12 protein-coding genes are annotated in these 14,693 nt (G+C 61.0%); 2 read left to right on the top strand and 10 right to left on the bottom strand.

Annotated features, from left to right (window positions below; all coding sequences use genetic code 11):
- Positions 1-17 precede the first annotated feature (17 nt).
- A complete protein-coding gene (locus RCCGE510_RS03675) occupies positions 18-518 on the top strand; it encodes a hypothetical protein (protein ID WP_007627262.1) in 501 nt (166 codons plus the stop codon).
- Here RCCGE510_RS03675 and RCCGE510_RS03670 read toward each other — a convergent pair.
- From RCCGE510_RS03670 to RCCGE510_RS03650, 5 genes are all read right to left on the bottom strand, one after another.
- The gene (locus RCCGE510_RS03670; protein WP_007627260.1) at positions 508-816 is read right to left on the bottom strand and encodes a Dabb family protein; all 309 of its coding nucleotides are present in this window, start codon (positions 814-816) and stop codon (positions 508-510) included. The two genes, RCCGE510_RS03675 and RCCGE510_RS03670, sit on opposite strands and share 11 nt — an antisense overlap.
- 336 nt (positions 817-1,152) lie before the next feature.
- Positions 1,153-1,578 (bottom strand): hypothetical protein, encoded by a 426-nt coding sequence (locus RCCGE510_RS03665; protein WP_007627258.1) that lies wholly within the window; start codon positions 1,576-1,578, stop codon positions 1,153-1,155.
- A 151-nt stretch (positions 1,579-1,729) separates the two neighbouring features.
- Complete coding sequence (locus RCCGE510_RS03660; protein ID WP_007627257.1) at positions 1,730-2,890, bottom strand: M20 aminoacylase family protein; 1,161 nt, start codon at positions 2,888-2,890, stop codon at positions 1,730-1,732.
- A complete protein-coding gene (locus tag RCCGE510_RS03655; RefSeq protein WP_007627256.1) occupies positions 2,887-4,131 on the bottom strand; it encodes a Zn-dependent hydrolase in 1,245 nt (414 codons plus the stop codon). Before RCCGE510_RS03655 ends, RCCGE510_RS03660 begins: the two co-directional genes overlap by 4 nt.
- Positions 4,128-5,336 (bottom strand): diaminopropionate ammonia-lyase, encoded by a 1,209-nt coding sequence (locus RCCGE510_RS03650; protein WP_007627255.1) that lies wholly within the window; start codon positions 5,334-5,336, stop codon positions 4,128-4,130. Before RCCGE510_RS03650 ends, RCCGE510_RS03655 begins: the two co-directional genes overlap by 4 nt.
- 105 nt (positions 5,337-5,441) lie before the next feature.
- On the opposite strand from RCCGE510_RS03650, the gene RCCGE510_RS03645 reads away from it, so the two are divergent.
- On the top strand, positions 5,442-5,924 hold the full coding sequence (locus RCCGE510_RS03645) for an Lrp/AsnC family transcriptional regulator (protein ID WP_037077657.1): 483 nt from the start codon (positions 5,442-5,444) through the stop codon (positions 5,922-5,924).
- A 364-nt stretch (positions 5,925-6,288) separates the two neighbouring features.
- Here the strand turns inward: RCCGE510_RS03645 and RCCGE510_RS03640 are convergent, their stop codons facing one another.
- From RCCGE510_RS03640 to thrC, 5 genes are all read right to left on the bottom strand, one after another.
- Complete coding sequence (locus tag RCCGE510_RS03640) at positions 6,289-7,938, bottom strand: DUF262 domain-containing protein (protein ID WP_240539623.1); 1,650 nt, start codon at positions 7,936-7,938, stop codon at positions 6,289-6,291.
- A 435-nt stretch (positions 7,939-8,373) separates the two neighbouring features.
- The gene (locus RCCGE510_RS03635; RefSeq protein WP_007627251.1) at positions 8,374-11,286 is read right to left on the bottom strand and encodes a sensor domain-containing phosphodiesterase; all 2,913 of its coding nucleotides are present in this window, start codon (positions 11,284-11,286) and stop codon (positions 8,374-8,376) included.
- The gene (locus RCCGE510_RS03630) at positions 11,283-11,897 is read right to left on the bottom strand and encodes a GNAT family protein (protein WP_007627250.1); all 615 of its coding nucleotides are present in this window, start codon (positions 11,895-11,897) and stop codon (positions 11,283-11,285) included. The genes RCCGE510_RS03635 and RCCGE510_RS03630 overlap by 4 nt, the downstream gene beginning before the upstream one ends.
- 29 nt (positions 11,898-11,926) lie before the next feature.
- Positions 11,927-13,225 carry a pitrilysin family protein gene (locus RCCGE510_RS03625; RefSeq protein WP_007627249.1) on the bottom strand — a complete coding sequence of 433 codons (1,299 nt, stop codon included), beginning with the start codon at positions 13,223-13,225 and terminating at the stop codon, positions 11,927-11,929.
- A gap of 3 nt (positions 13,226-13,228) precedes the next feature.
- The gene (gene thrC / locus RCCGE510_RS03620; protein WP_007627248.1) at positions 13,229-14,653 is read right to left on the bottom strand and encodes a threonine synthase; all 1,425 of its coding nucleotides are present in this window, start codon (positions 14,651-14,653) and stop codon (positions 13,229-13,231) included.
- Between the last annotated feature and the right edge of the window lie 40 nt (positions 14,654-14,693).

Genomic DNA, 14,693 nt, shown 5'->3' with positions numbered 1-14,693 from the left:
GGTAGATAGGGACGAGAATGCGCTTCATCAGGTCTATTGCGTTTTTGGTGACGTTGGCGCCGATTGTCTACGGGCCGTTGGCCAAGGCCGGCTCCTTGGACGAAGACGCTTTCAGAAACATCCCGCTTGGCAAGGCCACGAAGTTTTCTCAGATATCGTCCTTTGATGCTCAGGCGGTTTGCCTGCTCCAGCCCTACCAGGATCGATTGCCTTCCAACGATGCATTGGCCGCCAGGGTGAACGAATATCTGGCCGCGAACAACTACGTGCCAAACGAAGGGCATTTTGCATTTGTGCTGATCGGCAAGGAAGCAATCGAGATTGCAGCGTTAAATCGTTCTCAAGAGCTCGATGTCTTGGCTAGGCATGAGGTTTCGTCCTCGGTCGAGGAGACGTTGCCAAAGGGTTTTGCTCCCCAGGACTGCGCAAGCGGTCAATCTGCAGCTTTTATCAAGATCGGGTTTCGAGCGAGAAACTACGTCTTGCTTGGCGAGGCAACGGACTGCTTTAAAGATTGAGGTCGAAGACCAGGATGCCGGCCAGGCCTCCATCCGTCGACGAGACGATGCGCTCGCCGACGGTCACATGCTCGGGATGGATGAGATAGGCGTCGCGCGCCTCGGCACTCTCAAAGGTCACGGCAAAACCGTCGACGAAGCCACCATGCAGCCCCTCGGGCGAAACGTTCGGCCCGTATTTGATATCCAAGATGCCGGGAATGATCTGCTTGAGGGCGGCGATCGCCGCAAACAGCGACTGCTTGTCGTCGCTCGTCACCGCGGTCTTCAGCCGCAGGAATACGCAGTGCAGGATCATCAGTGCTCCTCCCGATTTCTGTGTCGGCAGAATAGCTGCGAAAGCCGGGAGGGCAATGGGATTTATTTTCACGCCGGCGTCGAGCGTGAAGCTGGCTCCTTTGTTTATGCATGTCGCCCAGAACCGCTGCACACGTCTGGGCGACATGCATTGATCAGCACGCCAGCTTCATCGCTGCCGACGCAGAAACATCACCGCGCGCCGTGCGGATCGTCATCGGCAGCGGCAAGATTGCCGAGCTGCGATGACGATCATCACTGCGGTCCGGACACGATCAGCAGTCCGTGGACAGAAGTTTAAGGGCCGGAAATTCAATCAAAATCAGCGAGATGAAGACTACATTTGATCGGTCGTGACCATCGGGCGTTTGTAGATCTTCTGGACCAGATCGCGGGACAAGGTGCGGGCCTGGTCTTTCTCCGGCGCCGTCATCGGCCGGCAGGTGTTCCTGAGGTTGGAACCATCGAGCACGGTCGCGGCACCCGAATTGGCGATGACGAGGTGCCAGCTGCAGGAAGCGACCTTGTCGATGGTGACGGCACCATGGCAACCGGTGGACAGGCAGAAGGCGACGGTTACCTGTGCGCCGTGATCGCCTTTTTGCGCCAGCTCCATGGCCGTCTTGTAATCCTTGACCCAGCGCTCGCAGTGCCCCTGTTTTTCTCCCGACAGGCAGTTCTTGGTGGCGGAAGTGAGTTCGCCGGCCTGAAGCGGCGAGACGCAAAAAACACCCAAGGAGAGGGTGAGCAGAAACTTGAGCATGGGATTTTCCTTGTGCAAGCCATGAGAGGCGCACATCGCAGGCCGTTGGTCAATGGTTTGGCGAAGGCGGTTGCAAATGCCTTCGTCCATTCGCGCAATGCGCTGCTATGCGAAAACGGGTCGAAGGCGGCGGGGGCACGCCGACCGGATGTCAGCTTGCCTTCAGCCGTCGACGGACGATGCTCGTGTGGAATTTGGCGCCATGGATCAGTCCGTCGTCGTTGAAATCGTAATGCGGATTGTGAAGCGGCGCGGAGTCTTCGCCATTGCCCAGGAAGACGAAGCAGCCGGGGACATGGTCGAGAAACCGCGCGAAGTCTTCCGATCCGGTCATCGGCTCGCGCCGGACCTTGATGTTTTCGGATGGAAAGATGCTGCTGGCCGCGGCAAACGCTTCCTCGGCCAGGGCGGCATCATTGAGCAGGGGAATGAATTCTCGCGTATAATTCACCTCGGCCGAAATAGTGTGGGCGAGCGCCGTCCCTTCTGCGATCAGGCGCATCTGCTTCTCGATCAGCGCGCTGACCTCGGGGCGGAAGCTGCGGGCATCGCCTAGAATGCGCGCCAGTCCAGGCAGGGCGTTGCGGGTGCCATCGGTCAGAAGCTCGGTCACCGAGACGACGCCGATATCCGTCGGATCGAGCCGACGGGAAACGATGGTCTGCAGGTTCGTCACCAATGCGCAGGCGGCGACCAGGACTTCGTTGCCGGAGTGCGGACGTGCGGCGTGTCCGCCAACGCCCTTGAGCACGATCTCGAAATTATCCTCCGCCGACATGATCGCGCCGGCGCGGGTCTGGAAAACGCCGACCGGAAGGCCCGGCATATTGTGCAGGCCATAGATTTCGTCGAAGGGAAAACGCGTCATCAGGCCATCGGCGAGCATCGCCAGGGCGCCCTTGCCCCATTCCTCGGCCGGCTGAAAGATGAACCGGACGGTGCCGTCGAAATTGCCGTCCTCCGCCAGCATCCTGGCGGCGCCAAGCAGTATCGCCGTATGCCCGTCATGGCCGCAGGCATGCATCAGGCCTTCGGTCTGCGAGCGATAGGGCCGATCGCCCTGTTCGGTAATCCTGAGCGCATCCATGTCGGCGCGCAGCGCGATGGAGCGGTTGCCGCCGCCGCACCCGAGCGTTCCGACAACCCCTGTGCCGCCGACACCTTCGACAACCTCGTCGAGCCCGAACTCTCGCAATTTCCGAGCGACGAAGGCCGCCGTCCGCTTCTCGTCGAAGCCGAATTCGGGATGGCGGTGAAGGTCGCGCCTCCAGGCGGTCATTTCCCGTTGCAGCAGCTGGCTGTCCATGCTCATTCGGGCCGTTTCCCTGTTGCAAGTCCGCAGATGACGTCGAGGAGGATATTCGCCCCGGCGACAAGATCCGTGTCAGCGGTGAACTCCTTCGGATTGTGACTGATGCCGCCGCGGCTCGGCACGAAGATCATCGCGCTTGGCGCCATGCGGGCGATCATCTGGGCGTCATGGCCGGCGCCCGATGTCATGCGCTTGCACGCGAGACCGCGATCCCTGGCGGCAGCCTCGATCCGCCGAACGATCGCTTGATCGAACTTGACCGGCTCGAACCGTGCCAGTCGTTCGACGGATATGCTGACCTTCTCGTCTGAGGAAAGCAGGTCGAGGAATGCGGCGAGCGCGGTTTCCTCTTCCTTCAGGCGGTCTTCGTCCGGATCACGCAGATCCACCGTGAACGTCGCGCGTGACGGAATGACATTGATGGCGTTCGGCTCAAAAGCGATGCAGCCGACGGTGGCCACCGTTGGGGTGTTCGATGCCTTCGCGCGGTCCCGCAGGAAGGTGATGACGCGGGCAGCAGCGTAGCCGGCGTCCCGGCGCATCGAGATCGGTGTCGTGCCGGCATGGTTGGCATCCCCGTCGATGGTCACCTTCTGCCAGGAAATACCCTGCAGGTTCTCGACCGCGCCGACCGATACGCCCTCCCTCTCGAGAACAGGACCCTGCTCGATATGCAGTTCGACATAGGCGTGCGGCGTCATGAAGCCGGGCGCATGGGGGCCGGCATAGCCGATCCGCGCCAGTTCGTCGCCGAGCACGGTGCCATCCGTGCCCATCGTCTTCAGCGCCGTGGTGATATCGAGGCCGCCGGAATAGACCAGCGAACCCATCATGTCGGGTGCATAGCGCACCCCTTCCTCATTGGTGAAGGCGGCAACGACAATCGGCCGCGACGGTTCGAACCCTTGGCTTTTGAGGGTCTGGATCACCTCGAGGCCCGACAGCACGCCATAACATCCGTCATAGATGCCGGCATTGATCACCGTGTCGATGTGCGAGCCGATCATGATCGGCTTTTCCCCGACGCCGGCGGCATTCCAGATGCCGAAGATGTTGCCGATGCGGTCGACGGCGATGTCCAGCCCGGCGTCCTCGAGCCAGGCGACAAACCGATCGCGCCCCAGCTTTTCGGTATCGGAGGCCGCCAAGCGGACAAGCCTTCCCTCGGCATCGCGGCCGATCTCGCCGAGCTCGGCGATGCGTACGAGCAGACGCGCGGAATCGATCGAACGATGGCTCATGCTGAAGCTCCAGTCCTGTCCCAGGCGACCATGGCCGGTGATCGGCCGACCATCTCTTGATATTTGCCGGGGTCGGTCGCGCCTTCGGTGTTGACGAGAAAGATGCGCGAATTGCCGTCGATGGACAATGCCGCCTTGATCACGGGATCGCTGGCAGCACTGATCAGCCCGGCAAGCCCGACGCCGCCACTTTCGCCGGCGACCATCGCGGGATCGTTGCCAGCCGGGTTGGCGAGCCGCTTCATCACCGAGATCGCCTCGTCTTCTTCAACGGTCATGAACGCGTCGGCGACGCGAGAGAGGATACGCCAGGCGACGAGCGAGGGCCGGTAACATTCGAGCATCGCCATGACGGTCGGCTCGCCATGGGCAACGGTCACCAAATGTCCCGCCCGCGCCGTTTCGAACAGGCAGGCGGCGCGGGCGGGATCGACGACTGTGAAGGTCGGGCGTTTGTCGCCGAAGGCGATGGCCATGTGGCCGGCGACAGCCGCAGCGATCCCGCCGACGCCTGCCTGAATGAACACATGGGTGGGCGGCTGCGGCATTTCTCTCAGCGCTTCCCGGACAAGGGCGGTGTAGCCCTGCATCACCAGCCCGGGAATGCGCTCATAACCGGGCCATGAGGTGTCCGACACGATCGTCCACCCTTTTTGCTCGGCAATGCGCGCCGCTTCGCGAACGGAATCGTCATAGGTTCCGTCCACACGGATCATCTCCGCGCCGAAGCGGGCGATGGCGGCGACCCGTTCGTCGCTGACGCCGGCATGCACGAAAATCGCCGCCCGGGCTCCGACCAACTGCGCACCCTGGGCCACCGACCGGCCGTGATTGCCGTCGGTGGCGCAGGCGACGGTCATCGTTTCGGCCACCTCTCGGACAGCCGAGGAATGCAATTCCGAGACATCGACGGGGCGGCCCAGCCTGTTTGCCGCTTCCTCAAGGACGAGCCGGATCACCGCATAGGCGCCGCCCAGCGCCTTGAAACTTCCGAGGCCAAGCCGATGGCCTTCGTCCTTGATGTGGATTGCGGCGACACCGATCTCGGCCGCCAGCGCCGGCAGGGCAACGAGCGGCGTTTCCGCATGGTTTTCCCGGAACGCCAGATGACGCTCGACGGCATCTGCGGCTTCCATTCCGAGAGTTTCGGCGTCCCGCGGGTCGAGCGGCTGACGGTAGTCGGAAGTGCTGTTCAGCAGAAACATGCGCGCCTCGCTTCGGTTGTTCGGCTGAAACATATTGCAGGCGAAGCGAAAAAGGCGCTGTATTTCGCGGTTGGTTTTGCAATTTTGTTTCGTTGGAGCCCCGTTTTGAGCCGACCGGTGAAATCTCCCCTGGATGCGTTCGATCACAAGATCCTGGCTATCCTGCAAAGGGACAATACCACGCCGCAACGGACCATCGGCGAAGCCGTCGGCCTGTCCGCGCCTGCCGTCCAACGCCGGATCAAGCGGATGGAGGGGGATGGGGTCATCCAGGCAAACGTCGCCGTTCTCGATCCCGCAGCGCTCGGCCAATCGATCACCATCCTCGTGGAAGTGGAGGTTATCAGCGAAACGGCAAAACAGATCGAACAGGCAAAGAGCCAGTTCGCCGCCGCGCCGGAAATCCAGCAGTGCTACTACGTCACCGGCGAGGCGGATTTCATCCTGGTCATCGTCGTCCCCGCAATGGCCGACTACGAGGCACTGACGCGGCGGCTGTTTTTCGGCAACAATAACGTCAAACGCTTCCGAACATTCGTCGCGATGGATCGGGTGAAGGTCGGTCTCAGCGTTCCCGTCGAACGTTGACACCGGCGTCGTCGGTGAGGCCCGCTTGGGCAGCGGAAAGCGCTCCTGGAGTTTCAGACCAATCGGCGACGGTAGAGGCTCTGTACGAGGTGAAGGGCACCACTTCGGCCGGTAGCCATGTCTTTCTCACAGCCAACGAAGTAGACGTCCATCGTGCTCGCAGTCCAGACAACGCGTTGTACCTTGTACACAGCATCGATCTGATCAGAGAGACTTCCATTACACCGCCCCCGGCGAGCGGCGGAAAACTGGTCGTCAACAGGCCGTGAGATATTGACCGGTGTGAGCTTCGGGAAGTCTCATACCAGGTAAAACTCTGAGGCTTATTACAGAGCACCGGCCACATGAACGGTGCTCTTCACAATCATTTCCACTCCTGCAAAGCAAAGTCATGGATGCGGAGCGTGCGTTCACGAACGGCATTCTCGTCCCACACCCCATCCCGCTGAATAGACACCCCCACAGCCATCGTGCCGAGCAGGCCGGACGTCAGATAAGGTTCTGCTTTAGAGATCGGTGGGTCGGCTTGCAAAGACGAATTGACCCTTGGCGGCAGCATCGTCAAGTTTCCGAGTTCATGGGTGTAGTTTGCCGCAGCACTTTGCGGCGTAATGTGTTCGATCGACCGGGATGGCTCATCCAGCCATATCTTGTTCCATTGAGTGGCGCTTAGAGGTTGACCGGCAATCTTTGCCAGGTGCTCATCATACCTATAAAGCAAATACCGTAGCTCTTCTGCCCATCCCTCATAACAGTTGGCCCAGTATTCGGGGCCATAGAGGATCTTATCGATCTTATAGTCAGCTCCGATGGCCCTAAGATCTTCAAGGATATCTTTCGCAGGGATATTTTGGGAATAGATCCTGTAGGCTAGGCCGACGTACTCGCCAACTTTGTGTCTTGCATCTGCACCCCCCAAACTGAAAATACGAAACGTTACACGCTCCCATGCGTTAAGCAGCGCTTCTTCTGTAGCAGTATCAAATCCGCGAAGCATGATGGCAGTAGCAACAAAGCGCGCATGCAACACCTTAGTCACTGCTCGCAAACGTGCGTTTGAGTTAAGTTTCCCAACTGCCTGTACAACTGCTCTTAGGTCCGCTCCCACCTTCGCGATGGTGGCGACCTTGCGTCCTGCTGACGCCACCAAATCCGCAACCGCATCCTCCTGCCCCATAATGCGTCGTGGCTCGTGGACAAAGTAGAATGTGCCAGTAAAGCGGAGCGCTTCGTCGCCTAGATCTCCACGTTGACCTAGCGTCCGATAGATGTCACGCCAGTAGCCTTGCATTTCGAGTGAGGCTTCTCGCCTGGTCCCCGGTTCCACGTATTCAAACAACGAAGCCATGAGCTGACTTTTCAGCTTATCGATCCATTTCACATCCAGACCACGGCTGTTTAGGACCTCGAACACGCGGTAGACTGTCGCCTCGTCAGGTATCTCGTGATAAATCAATGAAAGCTGGTTTCGAATTATTGCAACTAGCTCCACCAGGGGGCTATGCGTCTTCCACTGAGCTACAAAAGCCTCACATTCGGCAGCAGCGCTTATCACGTTCTTGTCGGCTGCGGTTTCCGCTTGATCAGCCCTTATCGCTCCGTCCCTAATGTAGGCTGGAAAGACGTTGCTCGTATCGTGATTGGTTTGCAGCAACACCAGTGAATGAGAATCATCTTTAACTAGTAGTTCCTGTATCTCGCGCTTGATCTTTGCCTCAGTGCGATCCTCGAGCTCAAGAGCCTTTTCAATCGCCTTCAAGAGGATTACGAGAGTTGTTATTCTCTGTTGTCCGTCTACGATCTCCACGGTTGTGAATTCGTCTGCGCCGATCAGCCTTCGTTCTCTGCCGAGAGCAACGACCGTAGCCATAAAATGCTCTCTTCCGCTCTCTTTGACTCCCAAAATGTCGGCGAAAAGATCCGCTCTCTGTCTGGTGCCCCATGCGTACGCCCGCTGGTACTCCGGTATACGAAAAAGCCGACCAGTTAGTAGGCTGCTGATTTTCAGATGCATTGGACTAAGGTTTACGGGCGTCGGCACTGGTTGCATTAGGATCCCCTGAGCTTCTTGTTGTATCAGCCACAACTCAAAGAAAAGACCAAGCCTGAAGAAGCAAGATCCACAAAGAAGTTGCAGAGCGGCTGACGCCATCGTCTAGAGGTGGTTTTAAGCCCTTCGCAGCATTTACGATTCAGGACTAAGGACGAGAGAGTATATCCCGCTTCGCTTATCCTTCGGCATGAGAGCCGGCCCCAATTGTCAAACCGTCTCGCTTATGCCAGGAGGAGGCATCAAGGGGGCAACGTGTCCCCCTCGCCACCCAATAAAGCCTGTTTCTAAGGTTTCCAAGCGATGGTGGGTGCTCCCTCCGGGCCTATCACTTTGTCAATAGTGGCCAAAGGTGGCCTTTGTCGCCGAGCCGACAACCGTTGAAACCGGCCGCTCCGCTCACGCCCGCTTCGTCAGCGGAAACCGCTCCCGCAGCAGCCGCAGCACCGATTCTGAGGCGATCGGCGGGCCGAACAGATAGCTTTGCCCGTAGTTGCAACCCATCTTGGCGAGCTCGATCGCATCCTCGTTGGATTCGATCCCCTCAGCCACCACCTTCATCTCGAGTTCGCGCGCCATTGCGATCACCGATCTGAGCACGGTCGCCTTCTTGTCGCTGCCGTCGCGCACCAGGGCCTTGTCGAGCTTGATCATGTCGAAGGGAAAACGGGTGAGGTAGGCGAGCGAGGAATAGCCGGTGCCGAAATCGTCGAGTGCCAGCCCGATGCCGGCCTCCTTCAGCTTCTGCAGCACGAGCCGGGCCTGTTCCGGATTTTCCATCACCATGGACTCAGTCAGTTCAAGCTTGAGGCGCGAGGGCTGGCAATGGGTCTTGGCAAGAACCGAACGCACGTCATCATAGAGCTCGTTGTTAAGCAGCTGCACGCTCGACAGATTGATCGACACGAAGATCGGCAATTCGCCGGTCAGTTGCTGCCAGCTCATCAGATCGTTGGTCGCCTGTTCCAGCGCGAACATGCCGAGCGGGCCGATGAGATCCGAGGCTTCGGCAATCGGAATGAATTCGGATGGCGGGATATTGCCGCGTTTGGGATGTTCCCAGCGCATCAATGCCTCGAAACCGGCGACCTCGACATCTTCAAGCCGGGCGATCGGCTGATAGACCATCGACAGTTCCTTGCGCTCGATGGCGCGGCGCAGGTCCGTTTCGAGCTGCAGCCGGTCGGTACCGAAGTCGCGGAAGGCCGGCTGGAACGGCTCGACACGGTTGCCGCCGGCCCGTTTTGCCCGGTACATGGCAAGCTCGGCGTCGCTGAGCAGGCCGGTGGCGCTCTCCTGCCGGTCGACCCAGGAGGTCAGCCCGATCGAGGCCGTCAGGATGATCTCGCGATTGGCGAAGTTGATCGGCACCATGATCGCCTTGCTGACCGCATCGGCAAAATCGGCGACCTTGGTGGGATTGTGCTCGGAAACCAGGATCAGGCCGAACTGGTCGCCGGCCAGCCGCGCCAGCGTGTCCTGCGGTTTCAGCAGCCGGCGCAGGCGCCGGGTCAGCGCGATGAGGATATTGTCGCCGGCAGCGACGCCCAGCGCATCGTTGACCAGCTTGTAGCGGTCGATGTCGATCACCATCACCGTCGGCTTGAGCGTGTCGCCGCCCGGCGCCAGCGCCAGCACCGATTGCAGCCGGTCGAGGAACACCTGCCGGTTCGGCAGGCCGGTCAGATTGTCGTGCAGCGCATCGTGCAGCAGCCGCTCGACGGAGTTCTTCTGCTCGGTCACGTCGACGATCGTGCCGACGCAACGGATGATTTCGCCGTTGGAGCCGAGCACCGGCCGGGCGCGGATCAGCAGCCAGTGGAAATGCCCGTCCTCGGCGCGGATGCGGAACTCGTGGTTCAGCCGCCCGCGCCGGTGTTCGAGCAGCACGTCGAGCGTGGCGCGGAAGCGGTCGCGGTCATCCGGATGCAGCCGCGGCAGCCAGTTGCGCGCCGCCCCATGCATGGTGCCCGGCGATAGGCCGAGCTTGATCGAGACGTCGGGAATGGTGACGACGCGGTCGCGCGCCACGTCCCAATCCCACACCATGTCGCCGGATCCGGTCAGCGCCAGCGATTGCCGCTCGAGATCGGAAAACAGCCCCTGCTGGAAGGCGCCGCCGGCAAAGGCATGCTGCATGACGGTGAAGCCGATCAGAAGCACGATGAGCACCAGGCCGCCGCCGAGTGCCGGCTGGATGATGTCGTTGTCGAGCCGGCCGGTGACCGTCATCCATGCCCCGAACAGCCAGACGAGCGTCAGTGCCCAGGCCGGCACCAAGAGGATGGCGCGGTCGTAGCGGTTGAAGCCGAGATAGATGATCAAAAGCAGCCCGGTCGCCGCCGTCAGCGCGAAGGAAAGCCTGGCAATGCCGGCGGCAATCGACGGATCGTAAATCGCCACGCCGAAGAGCAGGGCAAGGCCGAGCACCCAGGCAAGCGTCGCGTAGCCGAGATGCGCATGCCAGCGGTTGAGGTTGAGATAGGTAAAGAGGAAGATGACGAAACTGGAGGCCAGCGCCACTTCCGCGCAGGCGCGCCATATTCGCTGGTCGGCGGAGGCGACGCTGATCAGCTTGCCGAGAAAACCGAAGTCGACGCAGATATAGCCGAGCACCGCCCAGGCCAGAGCCGCCGTCGCCGGCAGCATCGAGGTGCCCTTGACGACGAACAGGATGGTCAGGAACACCGCCAGCAGGCCGGCAATGCCGAGCACGATGCCGCGATAGAGCGTGAAGGCGTTGATCGTGTCCTTGTAGGCGTTCGGTTCCCAGAGATAGATCTGCGGCAGCTCCGGCGTCGACAGCTCGGCGACGAAGGTGATGACGGCGCCGGGGTTCAGCGTGATGCGGAAGACGTCGGCCTCATCGCTCGGCTGCCGATCGAGCGCGAAACCTTCGCTCGGCGTGATGGCGCTGATGCGCTGCGAACCGAGATCCGGCCAGAACAGCTTGGAATTGACCAGCCGGAAATGCGGCGCGACGATGACGCGTTCGAGCTGCTCCTCCGAAACATTGGCAAGCGCAAACACCGCCCAGTCACCCTGGTGGTTTTCCGAGCTTGCCCTGACCTCGATGCGGCGGCGGATACCGTCGGCGCCGGCAGCGGTCGAAACCTGGAAAGCTTCGCCCTGGTTGACGTAGATTTCGGTCGTCGCGGTCAGGTCGAGCGCGGTGTCGTCACGGGAAATCTTTACCGGTTCGGCCGCCTGGGCAGCGCCCGCCACCAGGGCGAAGGCTGCCAGGAAAAGGGCTGCGATCACCGCGATCATTCGTCCGGACGGTGACTTGGGCAGCATGCGGTCTCTGGTCATCGGCTGTCGGTTTTCCTGCCTTTATCCGTATCGGTGGCGAGACGTGAAAACATCACATGGTCATGCCACTGACCGTTGATCTTCAAATATCCGCGCAAATAACCTTCCTGCTGAAACCCGGCCTTTTCAAGCAGGCGGATGCTGCGCGCGTTATCTGGAATACAGGCTGCTTCGATACGGTGCAACTCAAGCCCGGCGAAGATGTAAGGAATAACCAATTGCAGAGCCGCGAACATATGCCCCTGGCCGGCATGGCGTTCGCCCATCCAGTAGCCGATCATGCAGCTTTGTGCCGCACCCCGCCTGATATAGCCGATGGTGACGCCGCCGACGAGCGTATGGTCTTCCTTGAGGAAAATGAACAGCGGCACCGCCTGGCCCGAGGCATATTCCTGCTTGCCGCGGATGACGCGGGCGCGGTAGGCGCCCTCCGTCAGCTCGTCGCGCCGCCAGGTCGGCTCCCAGGGTTCCAGGAACTTGCGGCTTTCGGCGCGCAGCCGGTGCCACTGGTTGAAATCCTGATAGCGCGGCAGGCGCAGGAGATATCTGTCGCTCTCCAGCTCCACCGCTTCCGGCTGCCGCGACAGAAACCGAAACACCGATTTTGGCATCGATCACTCCCGGCAGGACGAACGCCGGCTCAGCGGCCGACGAGCATCGTCTTCGGTGCCGGGACCGAAAGCGACGCGGTGATGTCTTCCATCGGCGCGAGCTGTTCCAGCGGCCCGATCGCCGAAAGCGTCGGCACCGTGTCGTAGAACAGCCGGCCGGCGAGATCCGTCAGCCGCTCGATGGTGATGCCCTCAAGCCGTTCCATCATCTCCGGATTGGAGATCGGCCGGCCATAAAGCATCATCTGCCTGGCGATCTGGCCGGCGCGCGACGCCGGGCTTTCCTGACCCATCAGCAGCTGGGCGCGGATCTGGGCGCGGGCGCGCTCGATTTCCTTCTGGTGGATCTGATCGGCGGATTTGTGCAGCTCGTCGATGATGACGGGCACCAGTTCCGGCAGGTTTTCGCCGCCGGTTGCGGCATGAATGCCGAAGATGCCGGTGTCGGAAAAGCCCCAGTGGAAGGCATAGACCGAATAACAGAGACCGCGGAACTCGCGCACTTCCTGGAACAGCCTGGAGGACATGCCGCCGCCGAGAATGTTGGCGAGGATCTGCGAGCAGTAGAAATCGCGGGCGTGGTAGGGTTTGCCCTCGAAGCCGAGCAGGATCTGCGCGTCCATCAGGTCGCGCGGTTCGCGCACGCTGCCACCGATATAACGCGCCGGTTCCATCACCGGCGGTGCCGAAGGCTCGCTCGGCAGGCTGGCGAAACGATCCTCGACCATGCGCACGAACTCGTCATGCTCGACGGCGCCGGTGGCGACGATGAACATGCGGTCGGTCGTGTAGTTGCGGCCAAGATAGCCGCGGATCTGCTGCGGCGTGAAGGAGATAACGGTCTCCGGCGTACCGAGGATGGCCCGGCCGAGCGTCTGGTCGCGATAGGCGACTTCGGAGAACCGGTCGAACACCACATCGTCGGGTGTGTCGTTGGCGGCGTTGATCTCTTGCAGGATGACCTGCTTCTCGCGCTCCAGCTCCTCCTCCTCGAAGGCCGATTCCGTCAGGATGTCGGCGAGGATATCGACGGCGAGCGGCACGTGGTCCTTGAGCACGCGGGCGTAATAAGAGGTCGTCTCGGTCGACGTCGCGGCGTTGACCTCGCCGCCGACATCCTCGATTTCCTCGGCGATCTGCCGGGCCGTGCGGCGTCCCGTGCCCTTGAAGGCCATGTGTTCAAGCAGGTGGGCGATGCCGTGCTCGTCTGCCGTCTCGTTACGCGATCCCGATTTGATCCAGACTCCGAGCGCAGCGCTTTCAAGGTGCGGCATGGTTTCTGTCACTACTGTCAGCCCGGATTTCAGCCGGGTGCACTCAACTGTCATTGGCTATCTTTCTGCGCCTGCCGTCGTCTTGTCGCGGGCGTGTTTGCCGATAAAGGTTTCTACGGCTTTGAGCTCCGGTTCGATGATCTGGAAGCGCTCCTCCCTGTGCATCAGATCAGCAAGCCACGTCGGAAGCGCCGGGTCAATACCGCAGGCCGATTTTACGGCGGCGGGGAATTTCGCCGGATGCGCGGTCGAAAGCGTCACCATCGGCGTATTCGGCTTTTCCTTCTTCTTGGCGACAAAGACGCCGATTGCCGAATGCGGATCGAGCAGATAGCCGGTCTCGGCATGGGTCTTGCGGATCGTCTCGGTCACCTGTTTCTCGCTGGCGCGGCCGGCGCGGAAGTCGCGGCGGATCGCCTTCAGCGCTTGCGCGCCGATCTCGAAGCCGTTGGATTGTTTGAGGCTTTCCATCGCCGCGCGCACCTTCGAGGCGTCGCGGTCATAGGCTTCGAACAGCAGCCGCTCGAAGTTGGAGGAGATCTGGATGTCCATCGACGGCGAACTTGTCGCCTTGACCGCCTTCATGTCGTAGCGGCCGGTCTTCAGCATGCGCTCCAGGATGTCGTTCTCATTGGTGGCGATCACCAGCCGGTCGATCGGCAGGCCCATGCGTTTGGCGCAGTAGCCGGCGAAGATATCGCCGAAATTGCCGGTGGGCACGGTGAACGAGATCTTCCGGTCCGGCCCGCCCAAGGCCACGGCGGCCGTGAAATAATAGACGATCTGGGCCATGATGCGCGCCCAGTTGATCGAGTTGACGCCTGAGAGGCCGACCTTGTCGCGGAACGCCGCGTCGTTGAACATCGCCTTCACCAGGTTTTGGCAATCGTCGAAATTGCCCTTGACGGCAAGCGCATGGACATTTGCGGAGGACGAGGTGGTCATCTGCCGCTGCTGCACCGGCGAGACCTTGCCATGCGGGAAGAGGATGAAGATGTCGGTGCGCTCGCGGCCGGCAAAGGCGTCGATCGCCGCACCGCCGGTATCGCCCGAGGTGGCGCCGACGATCGTCGCCCGCTCGCCGCGCTTCTCAAGCGCATAATCCATCAGCCGCGCCAGCAGCTGCATCGCCACGTCCTTGAAGGCGAGCGTCGTGCCGTGGAACAGCTCCATGACGAAGCTGTTCGGCCCCGTCTGGACGAGCGGCGCGATCGCCGGATGGCGGAAGGTGCCGTAGGCCTCGTCGATCATCGCCCGGAACGTCGCCTCGGGAATCTCGCCATTGGTGAAGGGCGAAAGGATGGTGAAGGCGATCTCCTGATAGCTCTTGCCGCGCAGCGCCCGGATCTCTTTTTTGGAGAAGCTCGGAAATTTACGGGGAACGTAGAGCCCGCCGTCGCGCGCCAGTCCCGTCAGCAGGGCGTCGCAAAAGCCGAGGGCAGGGGCCTCGCCGCGGGTCGAGATATAGTCCACGTTCGTCATCCTTGATCTATCGCTGGAAGAAATCCGGTCGGGCTCGGCC

This window comes from Rhizobium sp. CCGE 510 (genome assembly GCF_000292525.1).
GTDB lineage: Bacteria > Pseudomonadota > Alphaproteobacteria > Rhizobiales > Rhizobiaceae > Rhizobium.
Note: the sequence above shows the minus strand (reverse complement) of the source record. Positions and strands in the feature narration are given on the sequence as shown.